This is a genomic window from Qipengyuania oceanensis (assembly GCF_009827535.1).
GTDB classification, from domain to species: domain Bacteria; phylum Pseudomonadota; class Alphaproteobacteria; order Sphingomonadales; family Sphingomonadaceae; genus Qipengyuania_C; species Qipengyuania_C oceanensis.
The window spans coordinates 1,718,383-1,738,007 of record NZ_WTYN01000001.1; the positions used below are offsets into that span (position 1 = coordinate 1,718,383).

Annotated in this window: 23 protein-coding genes; 8 read left to right on the forward strand and 15 right to left on the reverse strand. The window is 65.0% G+C overall.

Annotation, left to right across the window (positions count from 1 at the left end):
* Positions 1-6: 6 nt before the first annotated feature.
* The 9 genes from GRI48_RS08235 to GRI48_RS08275 form a co-directional block, all read right to left on the reverse strand.
* Positions 7-1,194 (reverse strand): aminotransferase class V-fold PLP-dependent enzyme, encoded by a 1,188-nt coding sequence (locus GRI48_RS08235; protein ID WP_160673886.1) that lies wholly within the window; start codon positions 1,192-1,194, stop codon positions 7-9.
* Positions 1,191-1,943, reverse strand: coding sequence for a SufD family Fe-S cluster assembly protein (locus GRI48_RS08240; RefSeq protein WP_160673889.1), 753 nt, complete (start codon positions 1,941-1,943; stop codon positions 1,191-1,193). Before GRI48_RS08240 ends, GRI48_RS08235 begins: the two co-directional genes overlap by 4 nt.
* The gene (locus GRI48_RS08245) at positions 1,940-2,362 is read right to left on the reverse strand and encodes a hypothetical protein (RefSeq protein ID WP_160673892.1); all 423 of its coding nucleotides are present in this window, start codon (positions 2,360-2,362) and stop codon (positions 1,940-1,942) included. The genes GRI48_RS08240 and GRI48_RS08245 overlap by 4 nt, the downstream gene beginning before the upstream one ends.
* Positions 2,362-3,111, reverse strand: coding sequence for a Fe-S cluster assembly ATPase SufC (sufC, locus tag GRI48_RS08250; RefSeq protein ID WP_160673895.1), 750 nt, complete (start codon positions 3,109-3,111; stop codon positions 2,362-2,364). Before sufC ends, GRI48_RS08245 begins: the two co-directional genes overlap by 1 nt.
* A gap of 9 nt (positions 3,112-3,120) precedes the next feature.
* A complete protein-coding gene (locus tag GRI48_RS08255; RefSeq protein WP_160673898.1) occupies positions 3,121-3,321 on the reverse strand; it encodes a hypothetical protein in 201 nt (66 codons plus the stop codon).
* Complete coding sequence (locus GRI48_RS08260; protein ID WP_160673901.1) at positions 3,314-3,823, reverse strand: endonuclease domain-containing protein; 510 nt, start codon at positions 3,821-3,823, stop codon at positions 3,314-3,316. The genes GRI48_RS08255 and GRI48_RS08260 overlap by 8 nt, the downstream gene beginning before the upstream one ends.
* Complete coding sequence (gene sufB, locus GRI48_RS08265; protein WP_160673904.1) at positions 3,820-5,316, reverse strand: Fe-S cluster assembly protein SufB; 1,497 nt, start codon at positions 5,314-5,316, stop codon at positions 3,820-3,822. Before sufB ends, GRI48_RS08260 begins: the two co-directional genes overlap by 4 nt.
* The gene (locus GRI48_RS08270) at positions 5,313-5,723 is read right to left on the reverse strand and encodes an SUF system Fe-S cluster assembly regulator (RefSeq protein ID WP_160673907.1); all 411 of its coding nucleotides are present in this window, start codon (positions 5,721-5,723) and stop codon (positions 5,313-5,315) included. Before GRI48_RS08270 ends, sufB begins: the two co-directional genes overlap by 4 nt.
* Positions 5,724-5,826: 103 nt before the next feature.
* Entirely contained in the window at positions 5,827-6,777 is a 951-nt protein-coding gene (locus GRI48_RS08275; protein ID WP_160673910.1) for an AraC family transcriptional regulator, read from the reverse strand.
* Positions 6,778-6,982: 205 nt separating this feature from the next.
* Between GRI48_RS08275 and GRI48_RS08280 the strand changes: the two genes are divergently transcribed.
* The 3 genes from GRI48_RS08280 to GRI48_RS08290 all read left to right on the forward strand — a co-directional run bounded on the left by GRI48_RS08280 (position 6,983) and on the right by GRI48_RS08290 (position 11,633).
* The gene (locus GRI48_RS08280) at positions 6,983-8,011 is read left to right on the forward strand and encodes a quinone-dependent dihydroorotate dehydrogenase (RefSeq protein ID WP_160673913.1); all 1,029 of its coding nucleotides are present in this window, start codon (positions 6,983-6,985) and stop codon (positions 8,009-8,011) included.
* A 10-nt stretch (positions 8,012-8,021) separates the two neighbouring features.
* On the forward strand, positions 8,022-9,746 hold the full coding sequence (gene ggt / locus GRI48_RS08285) for a gamma-glutamyltransferase (protein WP_160673916.1): 1,725 nt from the start codon (positions 8,022-8,024) through the stop codon (positions 9,744-9,746).
* A gap of 84 nt (positions 9,747-9,830) precedes the next feature.
* Entirely contained in the window at positions 9,831-11,633 is a 1,803-nt protein-coding gene (locus GRI48_RS08290) for an AMP-dependent synthetase/ligase (protein WP_160673919.1), read from the forward strand.
* A gap of 6 nt (positions 11,634-11,639) precedes the next feature.
* Here GRI48_RS08290 and GRI48_RS08295 read toward each other — a convergent pair whose 3' ends face one another.
* The 3 genes from GRI48_RS08295 to GRI48_RS08305 form a co-directional block, all read right to left on the reverse strand.
* Positions 11,640-12,167 carry a hypothetical protein gene (locus GRI48_RS08295; RefSeq protein WP_160675572.1) on the reverse strand — a complete coding sequence of 176 codons (528 nt, stop codon included), beginning with the start codon at positions 12,165-12,167 and terminating at the stop codon, positions 11,640-11,642.
* A 63-nt stretch (positions 12,168-12,230) separates the two neighbouring features.
* Entirely contained in the window at positions 12,231-13,238 is a 1,008-nt protein-coding gene (gene thiS / locus GRI48_RS08300) for a sulfur carrier protein ThiS (RefSeq protein ID WP_160673922.1), read from the reverse strand.
* Positions 13,239-13,255: 17 nt separating this feature from the next.
* A complete protein-coding gene (locus GRI48_RS08305; RefSeq protein WP_160673925.1) occupies positions 13,256-13,627 on the reverse strand; it encodes a MerC domain-containing protein in 372 nt (123 codons plus the stop codon).
* Between the two features lie 102 nt (positions 13,628-13,729).
* On the opposite strand from GRI48_RS08305, the gene GRI48_RS08310 reads away from it, so the two are divergent.
* The 4 genes from GRI48_RS08310 to rpsI all read left to right on the forward strand — a co-directional run bounded on the left by GRI48_RS08310 (position 13,730) and on the right by rpsI (position 16,790).
* Positions 13,730-14,791, forward strand: a complete 1,062-nt coding sequence (locus GRI48_RS08310) for a COX15/CtaA family protein (RefSeq protein WP_160673928.1) — start codon at positions 13,730-13,732, stop codon at positions 14,789-14,791.
* 68 nt (positions 14,792-14,859) lie between these two features.
* Positions 14,860-15,609 carry a hypothetical protein gene (locus tag GRI48_RS08315; RefSeq protein ID WP_160673931.1) on the forward strand — a complete coding sequence of 250 codons (750 nt, stop codon included), beginning with the start codon at positions 14,860-14,862 and terminating at the stop codon, positions 15,607-15,609.
* 183 nt (positions 15,610-15,792) lie between these two features.
* Positions 15,793-16,272: a 50S ribosomal protein L13 gene (gene rplM / locus GRI48_RS08320; RefSeq protein ID WP_160673934.1), complete on the forward strand. Its 480-nt coding sequence runs from the start codon at positions 15,793-15,795 to the stop codon at positions 16,270-16,272.
* The gene (gene rpsI, locus GRI48_RS08325) at positions 16,272-16,790 is read left to right on the forward strand and encodes a 30S ribosomal protein S9 (RefSeq protein ID WP_160673937.1); all 519 of its coding nucleotides are present in this window, start codon (positions 16,272-16,274) and stop codon (positions 16,788-16,790) included. Before rplM ends, rpsI begins: the two co-directional genes overlap by 1 nt.
* Positions 16,791-16,875: 85 nt before the next feature.
* On the opposite strand, the gene GRI48_RS08330 is transcribed toward rpsI, so the two are convergent.
* The 3 genes from GRI48_RS08330 to GRI48_RS08340 form a co-directional block, all read right to left on the reverse strand.
* The gene (locus tag GRI48_RS08330; protein ID WP_160673940.1) at positions 16,876-17,073 is read right to left on the reverse strand and encodes a hypothetical protein; all 198 of its coding nucleotides are present in this window, start codon (positions 17,071-17,073) and stop codon (positions 16,876-16,878) included.
* A gap of 126 nt (positions 17,074-17,199) precedes the next feature.
* On the reverse strand, positions 17,200-18,060 hold the full coding sequence (locus GRI48_RS08335) for a metallophosphoesterase family protein (RefSeq protein WP_160673943.1): 861 nt from the start codon (positions 18,058-18,060) through the stop codon (positions 17,200-17,202).
* Positions 18,060-18,908, reverse strand: a complete 849-nt coding sequence (locus GRI48_RS08340) for a diacylglycerol kinase family protein (protein WP_160673946.1) — start codon at positions 18,906-18,908, stop codon at positions 18,060-18,062. The genes GRI48_RS08335 and GRI48_RS08340 overlap by 1 nt, the downstream gene beginning before the upstream one ends.
* Positions 18,909-19,210: 302 nt before the next feature.
* Here GRI48_RS08340 and GRI48_RS08345 point away from each other — a divergent pair, with 302 nt between their 5' ends.
* Positions 19,211-19,507, forward strand: a complete 297-nt coding sequence (locus GRI48_RS08345) for a UrcA family protein (protein ID WP_160673949.1) — start codon at positions 19,211-19,213, stop codon at positions 19,505-19,507.
* The last annotated feature ends 118 nt before the right edge of the window (positions 19,508-19,625 follow it).

A 19,625-nucleotide genomic window follows, 5' to 3' on the forward strand; every position in this document is an offset into this window, starting at 1 on the left:
TTCGTCCTAACCGAAAATTGCCTTGGTCCGCTCGATGCCGCGGATCAGTGCCTCGACGTCGCTCTCGTCCGAGTAGAGGCCGAAACTGGCGCGCGCGGTGGCGGGTATGCCGAGATGGTCCATCAGCGGCTGGGCACAGTGGTGGCCGGCGCGGATGGCGACGTTCTCTTCGTCCAATATGGTGCCGAGATCGTGCGGATGAACCCCGTCGAGCGCGAAACTGACGATCCCGGCGCTTTCCTCCGGGCCGAACAGCGTGATATCGTTCATCCGGCGCAGCGCGTCGCGGGTCCGGGCGACGAGCGCGCGCTCGTGCGCCTCGATCAAGGCCAGACCGATGTTCGAGACGTAATCGCAGGCGGCGGCAAACCCGATCGCCTCGACGATCGCGGGTGTCCCTGCCTCGAACCGCTGCGGCGGCGGAGCATAGGTGCTGCCCTCGAAAGTCACGCGTTCGATCATCGCGCCGCCACCCTGCCACGGCGGCATCGCATCGAGCAGGTCTGCCCGGCCCCACAGCGCCCCGATACCCGTCGGGCCGTAGAGCTTGTGCGCGCTGAAGGCATAGAAATCGCATCCGAGCGCGGCGACATCGACCGCGAGCCTCGGCACCGCCTGGCAACCGTCGACCAGGAGCCTTGCGCCGACAGAATGCGCCAGAGCGGCTGCGCGGGCGACATCCAGTTCGCTGCCGAGCACGTTCGAGACATGCGCCAGCGCCACCATCTCGTGATCGCTGGTCAGCATGGCTTCGGCTGCGTCGAGATCGATCCGCCCGTCCTCGGTCAGCGGGCATACGTCGACCTGCCATCCGGCGAGTTGCCAAGGCACGATGTTCGAGTGATGCTCCAGCTGGCTGAGCAGGACGCGCCCCTTGGCGGGATAGCTGTAGGCGACGAGGTTGATCGCCTCGGTCGCACCGCGCGTGAAGACGATCTCGTCCTCCTGCGCGCCGATGAACTTCGCCACGGTCCGCCGCGCCGCCTCGTAGCCGAGCGTCATCTCGGCGCTGCGCGAATAGACGCCGCGATGCACCGTCGCGTAATCCTTGCCGAGCGCGGCAGCGACAGCGTCGATCACCGCGCGCGGTTTCTGCGCGGTCGCGGCGGTGTCGAGGTAATGCCACGGCTGCCCGTCGGCCGTCACCATGCCGGGAAAGTCGGCCTTGCGCGAAAGGACCCGCCCCTCGCTCATGGGCGCGAATCCAGCTTGGCGAGGGCGAGTTCCAGCAACCGCTCGCTCTCGGACTCGTCGTCGAGCGCCACGAAGGCATCGCCGAGGAAGGCCTGCACCAGCAGGCGACGCGAAAGTTCGGGCGGAATGCCGCGCGCGGCCATGTAATAGCGCGCCGTCTCGTCGAGCTGGCCGACGGTCGCGCCATGCGCGCATTTCACGTCGTCGGCGAAGATTTCGAGCTGCGGCACGGCATTCACGCTCGCGCCCTTTTCCAGCAGCAGGCCTTTGAAGCTCTGCGCCGCATCGGTCTTCTGCGCATCGCGAGCGACCTCGATCGTGCCGAGGAAATTGCCCGTGCCCTTGCCCCAGTGAACCGAGCGGACGACCTGGTTGCTGGTCGCCTCGGGCTCGGCATGGTCGAGCCGGGTCACGATTTCGCGGGTGCTCTCGCTTCCGCCCAGCGTCACGCCGCCGAGTTCGAAATGGGCACCGCGCGCAAGTCGAACCTCGACTTCGAGCCGGGTGTATTCGCCGCCGGTCAGCACCGCGAACAATTCTGCCCGCGCGCCTTCGCCCAAGGTGAGCCGCACGCGATGGACGCCGGCATGCTGGTCGCCGAGAACGAGCGCATGGCGACGGGTTTCCCCCGCGGCCAGCTCGATCTCCTTCCAGTTGTCGAGCGCCTCCGGCGTGAGCGCGGCCAGCCCTTTCGAGGAGGCATAGCGCCACGCCTCGTCGCGCGTGGTCGGGAGCGTGGCGAGCGTCACTTCGCGCCTACCCGCCTTTCGGCTAGGAACCGCATGCCGGCCTGATGCGCCGCGTCGAGGCACGGCTTGAGGCTTTCGGCATGCGCCTGCATCATCTCGCTGCGCTCCTTGCGCGGAATATCCATCGCCGCGATGCGGTCCATCGTCTCGACCTCGGGCGCGAAGCAGCGCAGCATCGCGCCGCAGCGGATCGCGTCGACGTCCTCGTCACCGCTGCTGGTCTTGATGCGGCAGCGCAGTTCGCCGTCCTGCTTGTAAACGCCGCCCTTCCATTTCTCGAGCTCGCGCCCGATCACGACGATTTCCTCGGCGACTTCCTCGCTCGGCGGGATCTCGAGCATCTCGTCAACCGGAATGCGCTGGGGCGTGGTGGCAGTGAGAGCCGCTTGCGCCAGCAGCAGGGAGAGAAACAGGCTCATCACGCAGTCTCCATCACGGCATCGTAACCTTCGTTTTCGAGCCGCAGGGCAAGTTCCGGCCCGCCGGTCGCGGCGATCCGCCCGTTGGCAAGAATACTGACCTTGTCCGGCTTCACCACGTCGAGCAGGCGCTGGTAATGGGTGATCAGCAGCACGCCCTTGTCGGGCTTGCGCATGATCGCATTGATGCCTTCGCCGACCACGCGCAGCGCATCGATGTCGAGCCCGCTGTCGGTCTCGTCGAGCACGGCGAACTTCGGATCGAGAATGCCCATCTGCACCATCTCGGCGCGCTTCTTCTCGCCACCGGAAAAGCCGACGTTCACATTGCGCTTGAGCATGTTCATGTCGAGCTTGAGAAGACCGGCCTTCTCCTTTGCCAGCTTGAGGAATTCGCCGCCGGTCAGCGGCTCCTCGCCGCGAGCCTTGCGCTGGGCATTGGCCGCCTCGCGCAGGAACTGCACGTTCGACACGCCGGGGATTTCGACCGGGTACTGGAAGCCGAGGAACAGGCCAGCAGCGGCGCGTTCGTGCGGCTCCAGGTCGAGCAGATCCTGCCCGCAGAAGCTGACCGACCCGCCCGTTACCTCGTAGCCGGGCCGCCCGCCGAGCACATAGGCGAGCGTCGACTTGCCTGCGCCATTGGGGCCCATGATCGCGTGGATTTCGCCCGCAGGCACGGTCAGCGTCAGCCCGTCGAGGATGCGCTTGCCGTCGATTTCGGCGGAGAGGTTTTCAATGTTCAGCATGCGAAAGGGTTACTCGTTGATCTCGTAAAGAATGTCGGCGACCTGGGGGACGAGGAATGCGGCGATCCCGGCGAACACCAGCGCGACGAAGATGCCGAAGCTCGATCCGCCGTGCTTCAGCGACTTAAGCAGCGAAGCGACCGAGATCGCGCAGCACAGGAAGAAGCCGACCAGTACGGTCGTCGGGTCGGCCAGGAATCCGCTAAGCATGGTGTCCCCCCTTGGACGGTTTGGAATTCTGGTGATGCCTGCGCCGCGCTTCCTGCTTGTCGCCGATGCGCATTCGCATCCCTGCAGTGATCCGCGCGAGCACGGCGTCCATGTCGGTGAGGATGTCGGACGCCTTGATCCGCATCACGCGGATGCCGACGGCCTCGAGGCTCTTGTCGCGCCGCTTGGCGAGCGCTTCGTTCTCGCCTTCCTCGTCGATGTCGATCGCCATGCCGAGGCTGTGACAGCCGAAGTCGACGATCGCGCTGCCGATGACCATGTGGCGGGTGAACTTGTGCCGGCCGAGATCGGCCTTGGCGAATTTCTCGGCGAGCGCCTTGTGCGCCTCGGTCGAGTGCCGCCGCATGTCGCGCGCACGCTCGTGCAGCGCATCGAGGCGGGACTCGCTGATTTCCCAACCGCGGCCCTTCTTCTTGATCGAAGGGGCTTCGTCGGCGGTCTCGGATGGATCCTTGAGCTTGAGGGTTTTCTTCTCGCTCATCCGACCGATCCTTCAAGGCTGATAGCCAGAAGCTTCTGCGCTTCGACGGCAAATTCCATCGGCAGCTCTTTCAGCACCTCTTTCGCGAAGCCGTTGACGATCAGCGCCATCGCCTCCTCCTCGTCCAGCCCGCGCTGCATGGCGTAGAACAGCTGGTCGTCGGAAATCTTGCTGGTGGTAGCCTCGTGCTCGATCTGCGCGCCGGGGTTCTTCACCTCGATATAGGGCACGGTATGCGCTCCGCACTGGTCGCCGATCAGCAGCGAATCGCATTCGGTGCGGTTGCGCACGCCGTCGGCATTGGCGGCTACGCGCACCAGCCCGCGATAGGTATTGTTGCTGTGGCCTGCCGAAATGCCCTTGGAGATGATGGTCGAGCGGCTGCCCTTGCCGTTGTGGATCATCTTGGTGCCGGTATCGGCCTGCTGGTAATTGTTGGTCACCGCGACCGAGTAGAACTCGCCCACGCTGTCTTCGCCGTTGAGCACGCAGCTGGGATACTTCCACGTCACCGCGGAGCCCGTCTCGACCTGCGTCCAGCTGACCTTGCTCCGGTCGCCCTGGCACAGCGCGCGCTTGGTGACGAAATTGTAGATGCCGCCCTTGCCGTTCTCGTCGCCCGGATACCAGTTCTGGACGGTCGAGTACTTGATCTCGGCGTCTTCCATCGCGACCAGTTCGACCACCGCGGCGTGGAGCTGGTTCTCGTCGCGCATCGGCGCGGTGCAGCCTTCGAGATAGCTGACGTAGCTGCCCTTCTCGGCGACGATCAGCGTGCGTTCGAACTGGCCGGTATTCTCCGCATTGATGCGGAAATAGGTGGAAAGCTCCATCGGGCAGCGCACGCCTTCGGGCACGTAGACGAAGGTGCCGTCCGAAAAGACCGCGCAGTTCAACGTGGCGAAATAGTTGTCGCGCTGCGGCACGACCTTGCCGAGCCACTTTTTCACGAGCTCGGGATATTCGCGGATCGCCTCGCTGATCGAGAGAAAGATGACGCCCGCGCGCTTCAATTCCTCGCGGAAGCTGGTGGCCACGCTCACGCTGTCAAAGACGGCATCGACCGCGACCTTGCGGGCGCCCTTCACCCCGGCGAGCACTTCCTGTTCGCCCAGCGGGATGCCTAGCTTGTCGTAGACGCGCTTGATCTCCGGATCGAGCTCGTCGAGCGATTCCAGTTCCGGCTTCTTCTTGGGCGCGGCGTAATAATAGGCGTTCTGGTAGTCGATCTTCGGATAGCCGAGCTTCGCCCAGTCCGGCTCTTCCATCTCCTGCCACATGCGGAAAGCCTTGAGGCGCCAGTCGAGCATCCATTCGGGCTCGTTCTTCTTGGCGGAGATGAAGCGGACGGTATCTTCCGTCAGCCCCTTCTCGGCGAATTCGGTTTCGATGTCCGACGACCAGCCGTGCTCGTAATCGGCGACCTTCTCGGCGGCTTCACGGGCTTCGGCGTCCATTTCCGGCTTGGCCTGGATATCGATGTCTTCGTTCATGCCATTTCTTCCATTCGCGCCAGCCGCGTCAGCGGGATGGCCGCCAGCGCTCCGCGCAATGCATCGTTTACGATCGGCCAATGCGGCTTGACCGAGCATTCATGCTCGACCGAACACTCGACCCCCTCGACGCAGGCGGTAAGCGCGATCGGCCCTTCGACTGCCTCGACGATGTCCGCGACACTTATCGCGGCTGCCGGGCGCGCGAGTTGCAAGCCGCCGCCTGCCCCGCGTGTCGAGCGCAGCAACCCGGCCCGCGACAGGACGCTGACCAGCTTCTGGACCGTCGGCAAGGGCAGGCCGGTCTCTGCCGCGAGTTCGGTCGCACTGGTCCGCTCCCCGCCGCAATGGCGGGACGCGGCGCACATCGTGACGACGGCGTAATCGGCTAGGTTGGACAGGCGCATGACTAATCGGACCAAATTGTTCCGATTGGCGAGTTAGTGGCGGAAAACCGCCATTTCAACCGAAATGCCCTTGTTGCGAGTCATTAGCAGCACGGCTTTCGACTCACTCGTCGGGCAGGGGAGCGACATTCGGCTTGATCTCGCGGAAATTCCTCACGTCGAGCAGTTTGGAGAGGATCGGACTCTCCGAATCGCCGAGCCGCGCGGGCGTGCGCCCGGCAAACAGCCTGACCTCGCGAATCAGGTGCGACTGGTCGTAGAACTGGTTGAGCAGGTCGGCGACCTGTTCGTCGGTCGTCGAAGGGTCCTGCAGCAGGGCGACCACGCGCAGCGCGCGATACTTGCGGATCAACAGCTTGGGCGAAACGCCGAAATAGCGCTCGACCAGCCGCTGGACCTGTCGGATGGAATAGCCGGTGCGTTCGGCGAGTTCGGCGATGTCGGGATTGTAGCTCGACGACATCCAGCCGGAGACCTCGCCCATGAGCGCCATGTGCCGCGGGTTCACGGGCTTGAACTTCGAGGCGATATGCCCTGCGAGTTCGCCACACAGGGCAGCCGGATCGCGCTTTTCGTCGACATAGTCGGCCCGCAGCCTGGCGCACAGCTCGATCATTTCCTCGCCGAGGATCGCGCCGGCATCGTAGAGCCTGTCGCGGGCGGTGTTGGCCGGCATGCCGGTCAGCGCGGCCCAGCCCAGCGGGGACAGCGAGGCGCCGATGCAATGGAATGGTCCTTCGACCTCGAACGGGGCGGCGTAAGTCAGGGGTGCGAGCAGCGAGACCGGGTACGAACGATCCGAATGCTTGTCGAAATGCATGACCCCCTTGCCGTGCATGTAGACCATCAGCGATCCGACCGCGGCAGGCTGGATATCGCGAATGTCCTGCTCGTCGCAGCGGAAGTAGAAGAAGGTCGTGACGAACGGGCGGAGAGCTTCGGGCGGCTCGATATATTCGAGCACGATTTCGCTCGCAGGGGTGAGCGCAGCGGAATCTCCGGAGAGATTCTCATCATCCGGATGCGACCCCGAATGTGCCCCTTTGGCGACCATGGCCGCCGCCCTTGCCACAAGTCGCCGGAAAGTCGAACAAAAAAAGGGCGGCCATCCGGTTAGGGATAAGCCGCCCCTTGAAGTAGAGGAACTCGTTGCTGAATGCCTCGAGCCCTTCGGGTCGCAGGGGCTCTTTACGGCCAACGGTGATTCGGAGATTGTATGGAATCGACACGGTAGGCCGTGCTTGCCATAGGCCGGAACGATGCTCTTCAAACTTCTCCGCGCGCCCGTGTTCGCACTCGATCCAGAAACCGCCCATGGCCTGACGGTCGCCGGGCTCAAGGCGCTGCCCGCGGGAAATCCGCCGGAACCCGGGCCGCTGGCGGTAGAACTCGCCGGCCTCCGGTTCGCGAACCCGATCGGCCTCGCCGCAGGCTTCGACAAGAATGCCGAAGTGCCCGACACCATGCTCGGCCTCGGCTTCGGCCATGTCGAAGTCGGCTCGATCACCCCCCTGCCCCAGGCCGGAAATCCCCGCCCGCGCCTGTTCCGGCTGGTCGAGGACCGGGCGGTCATAAATCGCATGGGTTTCAACAACGAAGGCGGCGAGGCGGCTGCCGCGCGGCTGGCCCGGCGTCACGGCCGGGGCGGCATCGTCGGGATCAATATCGGCGCGAACAAGGATTCCGAAGACAGAATCGCCGATTACGCGACCATGGCGCGGCTGATGGCCCCGCTCGCCGATTATCTCACGGTCAACATCTCGAGCCCCAATACGCCGGGGCTTCGCGCCTTGCAGGACGAGGCATCGCTCACTGCGCTGCTCGATGCGGTCATCGAGGCCAAGGGGGCCAGCGCGGTGCCGATCTTCCTCAAGGTCGCGCCCGACCTGCAGCCCGGCGATATCGACGCGATCGCCAGGATCGCGCTGGACAGGCATCTGGCGGCGCTCATCGTTTCCAACACCACGATCGCGCGGCCCGCACTCGGCTCGGTCCATCGCGACGAGACCGGCGGCCTGTCGGGAGCGCCGCTCAAACCGCTGGCGCTCGAGCGGTTGCGCGACTTTCGCAAGGCCACTGGCGGGCGACTTCCGCTGGTCGGCGTCGGCGGCATCGCCAGCGCCGAGGATGCGTGGGAGCGCATACGGGCAGGCGCGAGCCTCGTGCAGCTCTACAGCGCCATGGTCTACGAAGGGCCGGGCCTCGCTCGGCGCATCGCCAGCGGATTGGAACGCCTGATGCGCCGCGACGGATTTTCCTCGATTGCCGAAGCCATCGGAAGCGAATAGCGTCGCTGCCATGATACGCCAGACGATAGCATCGCTCGCCGCACTCGCACTTGGCGCCTGCGCGACTTATCCCGCCACCCAGGCAGACGCCGTCGGCACCACCGGCCCCGCCAAGCAGCTCGGCGCAGTCAGCGCCGCCGATCCTCGGGCGCAGGAAGCGGGCGAGGCCATGCTGATGGCCGGCGGCAGCTCGACCGATGCGGCGATAGCGGTGATGCTGGCGCTCACGGTTGTCGAGCCGCAAAGTTCCGGCATCGGGGGCGGCGGCTTCTACGTGCGCGGCAGCGCCGATGGCGCGATCGAGACGATCGACGGGCGGGAAAAGGCACCGTCCGGCGCCACGCCCGAGTGGTTCCTCGATGCGGAAGGCAAGGTGCCGCCCTTCATGGAATCGGTCCGCAGCGGATTGTCGGTCGGCGTACCCGGCAACATCGCGCTGGCGGCCAAGGCCCATGCCGATCACGGCAAGCTGCCGTGGGCGAAACTGTTCGAACCGGCGATCGCCCTCGCGCGCGACGGTTTCGAGATCAACAAGCGCCTGAATGCAACACTCGACGATGCCGAGAACCGCGCCGGTTTCAGCGCGGCCGGGCGCAAGATGTTCTACGACGCGGCAGGCGAACCCCTCCCGGCAGGCTCGATGGTGAAGAACGAGCGCCTGGCGCAGACCTTCGACGCGATCGCCAAGGCCGGGCCTTCCGCATTCTATTCGGGGCCGCTCGCGCGCGAAATCGCCGCGACCGTGGCCGCCGATACACCGCGCCCCGGCGCGATGACCGAGGCCGATGTCGCCGCCTATCGCGCGATCGAGCGCGACGGGGTCTGCGGCATGTACCGCGCCTACCGCATCTGTTCGATGGGCCCGCCGACTTCGGGCGGTGTCGCAGTCATCCAGATGCTCGGCCAGCTCGAGCGCTTCGATCTCGCGGCGCTGGGGGCGGAAAACCCGGTGACCTGGCACCTGTTCCTCGAATCGCAGCGGCTCGCCTATGCCGATCGCGAACTGTACCTGGCCGATAGCGATTTCGTGAAAGTGCCCGTCGCCGGGCTGATCGATCCCTCTTACCTTGCGAAGCGCAGCGCGCTGATCTCGCCCGATACGACCATGCAGGCCGTCCGCGCCGGAACGCCGGCCGGAGCGCCGAGCGCGCTCGCCGACGGTGACGAGCCCGAAGAACACGGCACGTCACATTTCGCGGTCGTCGACAGCGACGGGACGATGGTGAGCTATACCTCGACCATCGAAGGCTCGTTCGGCTCGGGCCTCGTCGCGGGCGGCTTCTTCCTCAACAACGAGCTGACCGACTTCAGCCGCGCGCCTGTCGTCGACGGACGCCTCGTCGCCAACCGGGTGGAAGCGAACAAGCGCCCGCGCAGTTCGATGTCGCCGACCGTCGTGTGGGACCCGCAGGGCCGTCCCTTCATGGCAGTCGGAGCGGCGGGTGGACCGACCATTCCGGTCCAGACGGCGCGCAGCATCATCGGCGCGATCGACTTCGGGCTACCGGCAGAAGAATCGATCGGCCTCCCGTTCACCATGGCTTTCGGCAATGCGATCATGCTCGAGGAAGGCACCTGGATGGCCGACGCCGTGGCCGCCTTCAAGGCGCTCGGCCATGCCGAGGTCAGCGTGCGGCCCGCACCGGTCAAGGGCGGCGCGGTCCTGCGCACCGAAGCCGGGTGGGAGAGCGCGCGCGATCCGCGTCTGCTCGGGATGCTGGGCTACACCCCCTGACACTTGCCGCTACGGTTCGTGGAGCCTAGAGCCGCGCACAGACGCCGGAAAGCGGCGGGTCGCATTGGGAGCAGGAGCGCCAATTTGCTGAACGATATCGATTCGGCCAGGAATCTCGTCGAGCTGTTCTTCAAGCGAGCCGACGAACGCAGGGACAGCCCCTTCCTGGGGGCGAAGCACGAGGGCGAGTGGCGCACGAGGACATGGGGCGAAGTCGCCAACCAGGTCTGCGTTTTCGCGGAAAACCTGCGCAAGCTGGGGCTGGGCGACGGCGACCGGGTCTGCCTCGTCAGCGAAAACCGGCCCGAATGGTGCATCGCCGATCTCGGCATCATGGCCGCAGGCTGCATCACCGTGCCCGCCTACACCACCAATACCGAGCGCGATCACGCACATATCCTCGACAACTCGGGCGCGAAGGCCGTGATCGTCTCGACCGACAAGCTGGCCCAGCCGCTGATCCCGGCGATCTTTCGTACCGGTATCGTCGAGCACATCATCCCGATCGACGAGGTGCGCGGGTACCAAGGCGGAAACCTGGAATGCCACAGCTGGTCGTCGATGATGGAAGGCGATCCGGTCGCTGCGCGCAGCGCCGTTGAGACGCGGCTTGCAGGCATCGACCGCAAGACGACCGCCTGCATCATCTACACCAGCGGTACGGGCGGAGCTCCGCGCGGCGTCATGCAGCATCACGGGGCGATCCTGTGCAATGTCGCGGGCGCGGCCGAAATCCTGATCGAGGACTTCGGCATCAGCAAGGACGAGCGGTTCCTGTCCTTCCTGCCGCTGAGCCACGCCTACGAGCATTCGGGCGGCCAGTTCCTGCCGATCGCGGTCGGCGCGCAGATCTACTACTCCGAAGGGCTGGAAAAGCTCGCGAGCAACATCGAGGAAACCAGTCCGACCATCATGGTCGTGGTCCCGCGCCTTTTCGAAGTGCTGCGGACGCGCATCATGAAGCAGATCGAGAAGCAGGGCGGCGCAGCCAAGACGCTGATGGACAAGGCGCTGGAGATCGGCGAGCGCAAGGCGGCCGGTAAGGCACGGCTGCGCGACAAGCCGGTCGATTTCGTCATCGGCAAGTTGCTCCGGCCCAAGATCCGCCAGAAGTTCGGCGGTAGGATCAAGGCGATGGTTTCGGGCGGCGCGCCGCTCAATCCCGATGTCGGCATCTTCTTCGAATCGATGGGGCTGACGATGCTCCAGGGCTATGGCCAGACCGAGGCCGGCCCGGTCATCAGCTGCAATCGCCCGGCCGCCGGCATTGCCATGCACACCGTCGGCCCGGCCATGCGCGGGGTCGAGCTGCGGATCGCGGAGGATGGCGAAATCCTCTGCCGCGGCGAGCTGGTCATGCACGGCTACTGGCAGAACGATGCCGAGACCCGGCGCGCACTGCAGGATGGCTGGCTGCACACCGGCGATATCGGACACATCGACGATCGCGGAAGGATCGTGATCACCGATCGCAAGAAGGACATGATCGTCAACGACAAGGGCGACAACGTCGCGCCGCAGAAGCTGGAAGGCATGCTGACGCTGCAGCCGGAGATCGCGCAGGCGATGGTCAGCGGCGACAAGCGGCCCTACATCGTCGGCCTGATCGTGCCCGATGCGGAGTGGGCGCTGGAATGGGCGAAGGCGAACGGCGAGAAGTTCGATCTCGCCGCCTTGCAGGATCTGCCCGCCTTTAGGACAGCGATCCGCGATGCGATCGATCGGGTGAACAAGGACCTCTCGGTGATCGAGAAGATCCGCCAGTTCACCTTTGCCGACGAAGGGTTCACGATCGAGAACGAGGAAATGACGCCGAGCATGAAGATCCGCCGTCACAAGATCCGCGATCGCTACCAGGACAGGCTCGACGGCCTGTACCGGCACTGAGCGCGGCTAGGCGGCCTCCGCCTCGATGAATTCCGGGTAGAAGCTGGGTGCCTGGGTCGACCACCCGGGCGCAGTCGCCGCGGCCTCGCTCAGCGACTGGAGAAGGATCTTGCGCCGCTCCGGCCGGATCTGCGGCAGCGCGGCGGCAGCGCAGAACGCGCTCGGCAGCCATGGCCTGGCGCTCGCGCCAAGCAGTCGTTCGTAGAGGAACCGGAAGGCCGCGAAGCTGGCGAGCCGTTCCTGCCCGAGATCGAAGGCGGCAATCCGGGTCAGCGCGCCCAGAAAGCCCTCGATGCCGTCGATGCTGCCCTCGGAAGGGATCGTGCTGCGGAGCGCCTTGAGATCCTGGTAGGCGACGTACTGCCGACGGATCGCGGCATTCTCGCCAGCATCGCGCGCCCATAGTTTGAAAGCGTCCTGCCGGCCCAGCCCGATATCCAGGCTGCGTCGGATGTAGCGCTGCTCGCACGGCGCGAAGCCTGCGAACTCGCGCATTTCGGCGATGGTCATCGAAGCGGTATTCGTGACAGCCATTGTCTGTGCCCCCATGTTGCAAGGGCACATTCCCGCAGTTTGGTTAACGAGCGGTAACCACGATCAAATTAATCCGGCGAGCGGGCTGGACGGGTCGGCATACTTGCGGGTCGCCATTCGGCCGGACAGATAGGCATGGCGTCCGGCTTCCACGGCAAGCTTCATCGCGCGCGCCATGCGAACGGGGTCCTTCGCCTCGGCAATCGCGGTGTTCATGAGCACGCCATCGCAGCCGAGCTCCATCGCGACCGCCGCATCGCTTGCGGTACCGACCCCGGCATCGACGAGGACGGGCACGCTCGCGCCTTCCTTGATGAGGCGGATCGTCACGCGGTTCTGGATTCCCAGACCCGATCCGATCGGCGCACCCAATGGCATCACGGCAACCGCACCCGCTTCCTCCAGCTGCTTCGCTGCGATGGGGTCGTCGACGCAATAGACCATCGGCAGGAAACCTTCGTTCGCGAGCGTCTCGGTCGCCTTCAGCGTTTCCCGCATGTCGGGATAAAGGGTTTTCGCCTCGCCCAGCACCTCGAGCTTCACGAGATCCCAGCCACCCGCCTCGCGCGCCAGGCGCAGCGTCCGGATGGCCTCGTCGGCGGTGAAGCATCCGGCCGTATTGGGCAGGTAGGTGATCTTCTTGGGATCGATGTAATCGGTCAGCATCGGCGACTTGGGATCGCAGACGTTCACGCGGCGGACGGCGACCGTCACGATTTCCGCGCCCGATGCCTCCAGCGCGGCGGCGTTCTGTTCGAAATCCTTGTACTTGCCGGTGCCGACGATCAACCGCGACCGGAAGGTGCGACCAGCCACGGTCCAGCTGTCGTCATCCAGCACTGCCTGGTGATCGCCGCCGCCGACGAAGTGCACGATCTCGAGCACGTCGCCGTCGCGAAGCTGCACTGACTGAAGGCTCGATCGCGGGGCTATCGCGCCATTGTGTTCGACCGCGACCTTTTCCGGCGCGAGGTCGAGCTCCCGCACGAAATCGGCGACGGTCGTCGCGCTCGTGCGGCGGCTTTCGCCGTTTACGGTCACTGTGATGGTCTGGATGTCGGTCGCGCTCATGCGCGCCGAGATAGCGTTCAATGCGCGCTGCGCAAGTTCAACACGTGCCCGACCGAGACCATGATGACGCCGATGATCGTCAGCACTGCCTCCTGGGCGCCGTGCGGAGAAGCCAGTGCGCCGCCCATGAAGGTAAGCCCCATCATCGCTACGACGAAGGGCGCTGCACGGCGATGCCGGATCGCGCCCCAGCCGATCGCGACGCCCGCGATCACGCAGGCCAGCGCCAGCCCGACTTCATGGATGACAGGCGCGAGCAGGAAGCTGCCGCCGATGCCCAGACCCGAAAGGATGACCAGGCTGGCTACGCAATGGAGCGCGCACAGGCCGGACAGGACCACGCCGGCGCGATCCATCCGGTCGCGAATCGAGTGCAGGGTGAAACGCATGCGGGCATTTATCTATGTGACGATGTAACATTCTTCAAGGGCTGTCGCTCGGTCGTCGCAATTGACTTGCGAAGCCGTGTCGGGATCACCACAGGAGTGGGCATGACAAGCAGCGTTCGATCTGCATCCGCAACCGACTTCGCCGTCGCCACCAGGCCTGCCCCGCGTGCGATGGCGATCTGGCTGTTCTGCGTCGCCGTCATGGTGGTCGCGATCGTCGCCGTCGGCGGCATTACGCGCCTGACGGAATCGGGCCTCTCCATCACAGAGTGGAAACCGGTCACGGGCGTACTTCCGCCGCTCAACGAAGCGCAATGGCAAGCCGAATACGCGGCGTATCGCCAGATCGGGGAGTTCCAGCAGGTCAACGGACCGGCCGGAATGACGCTGGCCGATTACAAGTTCATCTATTTCTGGGAGTGGCTGCACCGCCTGATCGGCCGGGCGATCGGCCTGGCCTTCGCACTCCCGCTCGCCTGGTTCTGGATCCGCAAGCAGATCCCCCAAGGTTACACGCCGCGCCTGGTCGCGCTGCTCGCGCTGGGCTCGCTGCAGGGCGTGTTCGGCTGGTTCATGGTTCGCAGCGGCCTCAACGGCACGATGACCGATGTGAGTCATTTCTGGCTATCGATCCACCTCTGCACCGCGCTGTTCACGCTGGCCGGCCTGATCTGGACTGCGCTCGACCTGCTGCGTCTGGACAGCATTCCCGACGCGCGCCCTGCACGAATCACCCTGTTCACCTTCGGTGTTGCGCTGGTCCTCTTTCTCCAGCTGCTGCTGGGTGCGTGGGTCGCCGGTCTGAACGCGGGCTACGCTTCGGACACATGGCCGCTCATGCAGGGCAGGCTCATTCCCGAGTTCGACCAGTCGCGCGGATTGTTGTGGGCCATGACCCACGATCCCTACCTCATCCATTTCATGCACCGTTGGTGGGCATGGGTCGCGGTTGCCGTGCTGGTCACTTTCGCCCGGAGGCTGCGATCGTTCGAACGCCGGGCATCCAAGGCGGTGCACACCACTTTCGGAATACAGATATTCCTCGGCATCGCGGTGGTCCTCAGCGGCATGTCGCTGTGGCTGGCCGTCGCGCATCAATTTGTCGGCGCGCTGCTCGTGGCGAGCGTAGCCTGGGGCGCGCATGTCCTGGGGCGCGTCAGATAGGCTGCGGCGAACGGGTCGCCCGGCATTCCCGGCTGGCATTGACTCATGGGTTTGATTAACACGCCGCCATGGGCAGCAAAGCTGACATGGCGGGCGCAAGCAGACGGCGGTTTCTCGAAGTTGCCGGGGCCGGCGCGATCGCGGGCCTGGTTGCTCTTGCACGGCCGCACCCTCTTGCGGCCCGCGACGTCCGCGCGATCACTCCGCCAACGGGCCGCCGGATCCTGACGCGCGGGCTCGAGCGTACGCTCTTCGACGGTAAGCAGATCGTCGTGCGGCGCAAGTGGGCGATCGACTTCGTGCCCGAGACGAACGGCTGGACGGTTGCCGGGGAGCTGATCGGCGTGGAGGTCGACGTGCCCCTGCCACTCGCTCCGCTGGCGAACATCGAGAAGAACAGGCCGGTGTCCGAAAGCTTTCCCATTCGCCTCGATGGCGAGGGCCTGATTCTCTACGGACAGGGCCGGGCGAGCAAGCTCGACATGGACCAGGTGGCCTCCGCTGCAAGCGAGGTCATCGCCTCGGCCGGCACGTCTGCGATCGACCAGCGTGCCGCGCGCATGTTCGTCGGCCAACTGGGTCAGGCTGCTAATTCGCTGATGTCGCTGTTCCCGCAGGACCTGTTCTTTCCCTCGACCGAGCCGGTCACCGATCGCCGGACGATGGATCTCGCCAATGGCCTCGTCGGCGAAATGGAGATGCGTTACGCGGCCACTGCGGATGGCGGCACCGGACTTCTCCGGACCAGCAGGCGGCTGGTGACGACCCGTATCGGCGGCGAGAGCATGGAATCGGCCGAATTGTGGGAGCTCGCCTGAGCCGGTTCTGGCGGCACCAATTTGCGCACGGTATTATTTTACCTCTCCGCAGACGCCCGGTTTTGCTTGACTGAATCGCCTTTCGCAGCCAATTGGCGCGCACTTCGCGAACCGGGCGTGCCCGGATTGCGATTCTGTCGCGCCCCGGCGTGATGCGAACATTCAGAAACGGAACATCAGCCCATGAAGGCTCTCAGCAAGATCACCCGGTCGATCAAGCCGGCCGAGGTCGAAAAGAAGTGGCACATCATCGACGCCGACGGCCTCGTCGTCGGTCGTCTCGCCGCGATCATCGCCAATCACCTGCGCGGCAAGCACAAGCCGAGCTTCACCCCCCACGTCGATTGCGGCGACCATGTCGTCGTCATCAACGCGGACAAGGTGCGGTTCACCGGCAAGAAGCTGCAGGACAAGCGCTATTACAAGCACACCGGCTACGCCGGCGGCATCAAGGAAACCTCGCCGGCCAAGGTGCTCGGCGGCCGTTTCCCCGAGCGCGTCCTCGAAAAGGCGGTCGAGCGGATGATTCCGCGCGGCCCGCTTGGTCGCCAGCAGATGAAGGCCCTTCACCTCTACAACGGCACCGAGCACCCGCATGACGGCCAGAAGCCCGAAGTGCTCGACGTCGCTTCGATGAACCGCAAGAACAAGGTCACCGCATAATGGCTGACGAAAACAACACCGTGTCCGATCTCGCCGATCTCAAGGACATCGCGGGCGACGCCCCCGAAGCCGACGCAGCAGATATCGCGCAGACCGCCGACGTTCCGCTGCGCGAGCAGGAACTGGACCAGCATGGCCGCGCCTACGCGACTGGCCGCCGCAAGGATGCCAAGGCTCGCGTTTGGATCAAGCCGGGCACCGGCAAGATCACGATCAACGGCCGCGACCAGGAAGTGTATTTCGCACGTCCGACGCTGCGCCTGATCATCGACCAGCCGTTCTCGATCACCGAGCGCCAGGGCCAGTATGATGTCATCGCCACCGTTCGCGGCGGCGGTCTCTCGGGCCAGGCAGGGGCCGTGAAGCACGGCATCAGCCAGGCTCTCACCAAGTTCGAGCCGGCGCTTCGCGGCACGGTCAAGGCAGCAGGCTTCCTGACCCGCGACAGCCGCGTGGTCGAGCGTAAAAAGTACGGCCGGGCGAAGGCTCGCCGCAGCTTCCAGTTCTCGAAGCGCTAAGCGCCTTCCCGAACTCTACATCCGATACGAAAAGGGGCGGCCTCGCGGGGCCGCCCTTTTTCATTCCGGAGTGCGTTGCGCCGGTTCAGCGCTGCATGACCAGCAATCCCCAGGCGAGACCCGTCCCCGCGAGGAACAACGGCCAGGACCACAGCATCGTCGCATCGCCCATGTGCAGGTTATGAATTGCGAGCTGCCCACCGGTCGAGCCCGTCGAACCGATGATCAGCGCGATCACCCAGGTCAGGATCACCCCGAGGGGCACGGCTTTCACAAATTCCATCACGACGCCCCCGTGGCTCGTTAGTGCGGTCTCCTGGTCGCCTTATCGGCCACCGGGCTTGCCCAATTGCAGCCAAAGCCGGTTAATACGGTTTTAGGGTTTCGATCCGGTTAGCGCCGCATCAGGTCAGTGTACGGGCGGATCGGTTCGTGGCACCTGGTTGACGGGGGCGACCGGCTCGCCGGGTACGCGCGGCGGCATCGCGTCTTCCGGCACGTCGACGATCTGCATGTCGGCGGTATCGACATTGTCGAGATTGCGTACGCACACCTCCAGCTTCTCACCATCCCAGTGGATCTCGTTGAAGCTGGGCGGCGTCGAGCGCACGCGTTGCGACAGCGTGCCCGCTCCGATCATCCGGACCGATCCGTGAACCGTCTCCTCCATGATATCGAAGGCATCGTGGACGTGGCCCGAGAGAACCGCGAGAACCGGGCGCTTCGACAATTCTTCCAGCGCATTCTGGCCGTGGCGGGTCAGGGCCGTACCCTGGGTGCCGACTTCGCGCAGCGGGTGATGCGCAGTGACCAGTGCCCGGGTGCCTTCGGGAAGGGCATCGATCGCGGTCAGGCATCTGGCGAGCGCTTCGTCGGTGATCCAGCCTTTCGACCAATTGAGCCGCGGCTGCCACCGGCGAACTGTCTTTAGGGGCACGATCGCGAGACCGGGCAGGTCGATTTCCTTCTCGACCTTGTCCTCTATCGCGCGGATCCGTCGATACGGATCGAAGAACCGTTCGATCGGGTTGAAATAGGGCATGTCGTGGTTGCCGATTTCGACCGTGACCGGCGCATCGAGCGAATTGATCCAGTGGGTTGCCGCATCGAATTCGCGATGCCGCGCACGCATCGTGAGATCACCCGTTATCGCGACGGCGGCAGGGCGTTTCTCGGCGATCTCCTGCTTTACCCAGTCGAGCGCGCGATTGTCCTCGAGGCCGAAATGAATATCGCTGAGGTGGAAAAGCACCGTGCCGGACTGGGTCATCAGGCGGTCGCTAGCAGATCGACGTCGGCTTCGGCCAGCACGACTTCCTCTACCGGTTCGCCCAGGGTCGGCTCGCCGTCGATCGACAGTTCGATGGGCGCTCCGGTGGCTCCGGCAAGGACCAGGCGGTCGAAAGTGCCAAGTGTTTCATGCGGGCCTTCGCGGAAACGGCGGATCAGCATCTTCCAGCCCTGGGCAATATAGTCGCCGAGCGTTTTGGGGTTGTAGGCAACCAGCCGCAAGCCGGCGTCGCACGGGCAGATCTCGACCAGCGGGTAGCCTTCGCGATCGCCCACATCGGGCTCGCGGATGCACAGCTGCGCTTCGTCGCCGACAGTCTTGGCATAGGCCTCGCCCGCCTCGTCGACCATCTGCTGGATGTCAGCCTCGCGCATGGCCTCGCGCACGGTGTACCACGACGTAGCGGGTCCCGCCGAGAGACCGACCAGTGCATCGCCGTGCGCGGAGCGTGCCACATTACGCCGCACGACCCGCGCCCCGCCACTAGCGACCTGCGCGACGATATCGGCCGGCTCCGCTTCGCCGTGCAGCTGGTGCGAGAGCAGGTTCATCGTGCCGCCGGGAAGTACGAGGACCTTTCCTTTCCAGCCGTAGAGGCCGGTCACGCAGCTGTTCACCGTTCCGTCGCCGGTGAAGATGGCGAGAATGTCGATGTTGGACCCGGCCAGCGTTTCGGCGGTCGGCAAGTCCTCGTCCGGAAAGCAGATCGAGCGGCACAGGTCGAAGCCCGCCCCGCGGAAGGCCGTGGCGAGGTCGTCGACCGCCTCGGGACTGTAGCTGCCGCTGGCCGTGTTCGCGACGAGGCAGACTGTCTGCTGGTTGTCCATGGTGATTGAGCGCAAAAATGGCGCAGGTGTTCCCGGAGCCCTTGCAGATTGCGCTTACGCGCCGAATCACGCGATTTCCGGCAATTATGCGTCGGAACATAACAGATCAGCGACATCGTGTTGCGCACGCAGCGCTGTTCGTCCGCCGAAACTTGCGGTTCGTCGGCGTCGCCATGCCGTCGGTCCAATCGCCGATTCGCTCGTCGAGCAGCGGATGCGCCCTCCCACCGTGCCACGTAAACAAGAGCTCATGAGGACTGCAGAAACGACCGGCCGGGCCGGTCCCGATCTGGAGAGAAACGATGAAAACCTATCTTGCAGCCTTCGCCGCCATTGCAGCCGTCGCATCGGCAGTTCCCGCTTCTGCGGAGACCCAGCCGTCCGAACGCGTCTATTTCGCCGATCTCAACCTCGATACCGCCCAGGGCCAGAGCGAACTGCGCCAGCGCCTCGATCGCGCAGCCTACAAGGTGTGCCGCTTCGATGCAGACGGCCAGCTTCGCTCGACCAACGCGGAACAGCAGTGCGTTCGCCAGGCGCGGACCGCAGCGAAGATCCGGGTTGCGCAGATCATGAAGGAAGAACGTCTCGGCGGCTGAATACCGCAAGCCGGACGCGATACCGGCGGGTGCGATGCACCCGTCACCTCAGGCCCGAGCCGGAAGCAGTCCCCCGGCTCGGGCCGTTCTTTTCGTGTCGCGAAGAGCGGCTGGGTGT

Bases quoted from the DNA above. Each gene is read 5' to 3' on its own strand.
- GRI48_RS08235 (WP_160673886.1), bottom strand. From the start codon at position 1,194: ATGAGCGAGGGGCGGGTCCTTTCGCGCAAGGCCGACTTTCCCGGCATG.
- GRI48_RS08245 (WP_160673892.1), bottom strand. From the start codon at position 2,362: ATGAGCCTGTTTCTCTCCCTGCTGCTGGCGCAAGCGGCTCTCACTGCC.
- sufC (WP_160673895.1), bottom strand. From the start codon at position 3,111: ATGCTGAACATTGAAAACCTCTCCGCCGAAATCGACGGCAAGCGCATC.
- GRI48_RS08255 (WP_160673898.1), bottom strand. From the start codon at position 3,321: ATGCTTAGCGGATTCCTGGCCGACCCGACGACCGTACTGGTCGGCTTC.
- GRI48_RS08260 (WP_160673901.1), bottom strand. From the start codon at position 3,823: ATGAGCGAGAAGAAAACCCTCAAGCTCAAGGATCCATCCGAGACCGCC.
- sufB (WP_160673904.1), bottom strand. From the start codon at position 5,316: ATGAACGAAGACATCGATATCCAGGCCAAGCCGGAAATGGACGCCGAA.
- GRI48_RS08270 (WP_160673907.1), bottom strand. From the start codon at position 5,723: ATGCGCCTGTCCAACCTAGCCGATTACGCCGTCGTCACGATGTGCGCC.
- GRI48_RS08275 (WP_160673910.1), bottom strand. From the start codon at position 6,777: ATGGTCGCCAAAGGGGCACATTCGGGGTCGCATCCGGATGATGAGAAT.
- GRI48_RS08280 (WP_160673913.1), top strand. From the start codon at position 6,983: ATGCTCTTCAAACTTCTCCGCGCGCCCGTGTTCGCACTCGATCCAGAA.
- ggt (WP_160673916.1), top strand. From the start codon at position 8,022: ATGATACGCCAGACGATAGCATCGCTCGCCGCACTCGCACTTGGCGCC.
- GRI48_RS08295 (WP_160675572.1), bottom strand. From the start codon at position 12,167: ATGGCTGTCACGAATACCGCTTCGATGACCATCGCCGAAATGCGCGAG.
- thiS (WP_160673922.1), bottom strand. From the start codon at position 13,238: ATGAGCGCGACCGACATCCAGACCATCACAGTGACCGTAAACGGCGAA.
- GRI48_RS08305 (WP_160673925.1), bottom strand. From the start codon at position 13,627: ATGCGTTTCACCCTGCACTCGATTCGCGACCGGATGGATCGCGCCGGC.
- GRI48_RS08310 (WP_160673928.1), top strand. From the start codon at position 13,730: ATGACAAGCAGCGTTCGATCTGCATCCGCAACCGACTTCGCCGTCGCC.
- GRI48_RS08315 (WP_160673931.1), top strand. From the start codon at position 14,860: ATGGGCAGCAAAGCTGACATGGCGGGCGCAAGCAGACGGCGGTTTCTC.
- rplM (WP_160673934.1), top strand. From the start codon at position 15,793: ATGAAGGCTCTCAGCAAGATCACCCGGTCGATCAAGCCGGCCGAGGTC.
- rpsI (WP_160673937.1), top strand. From the start codon at position 16,272: ATGGCTGACGAAAACAACACCGTGTCCGATCTCGCCGATCTCAAGGAC.
- GRI48_RS08330 (WP_160673940.1), bottom strand. From the start codon at position 17,073: ATGGAATTTGTGAAAGCCGTGCCCCTCGGGGTGATCCTGACCTGGGTG.
- GRI48_RS08335 (WP_160673943.1), bottom strand. From the start codon at position 18,060: ATGACCCAGTCCGGCACGGTGCTTTTCCACCTCAGCGATATTCATTTC.
- GRI48_RS08340 (WP_160673946.1), bottom strand. From the start codon at position 18,908: ATGGACAACCAGCAGACAGTCTGCCTCGTCGCGAACACGGCCAGCGGC.
- GRI48_RS08345 (WP_160673949.1), top strand. From the start codon at position 19,211: ATGAAAACCTATCTTGCAGCCTTCGCCGCCATTGCAGCCGTCGCATCG.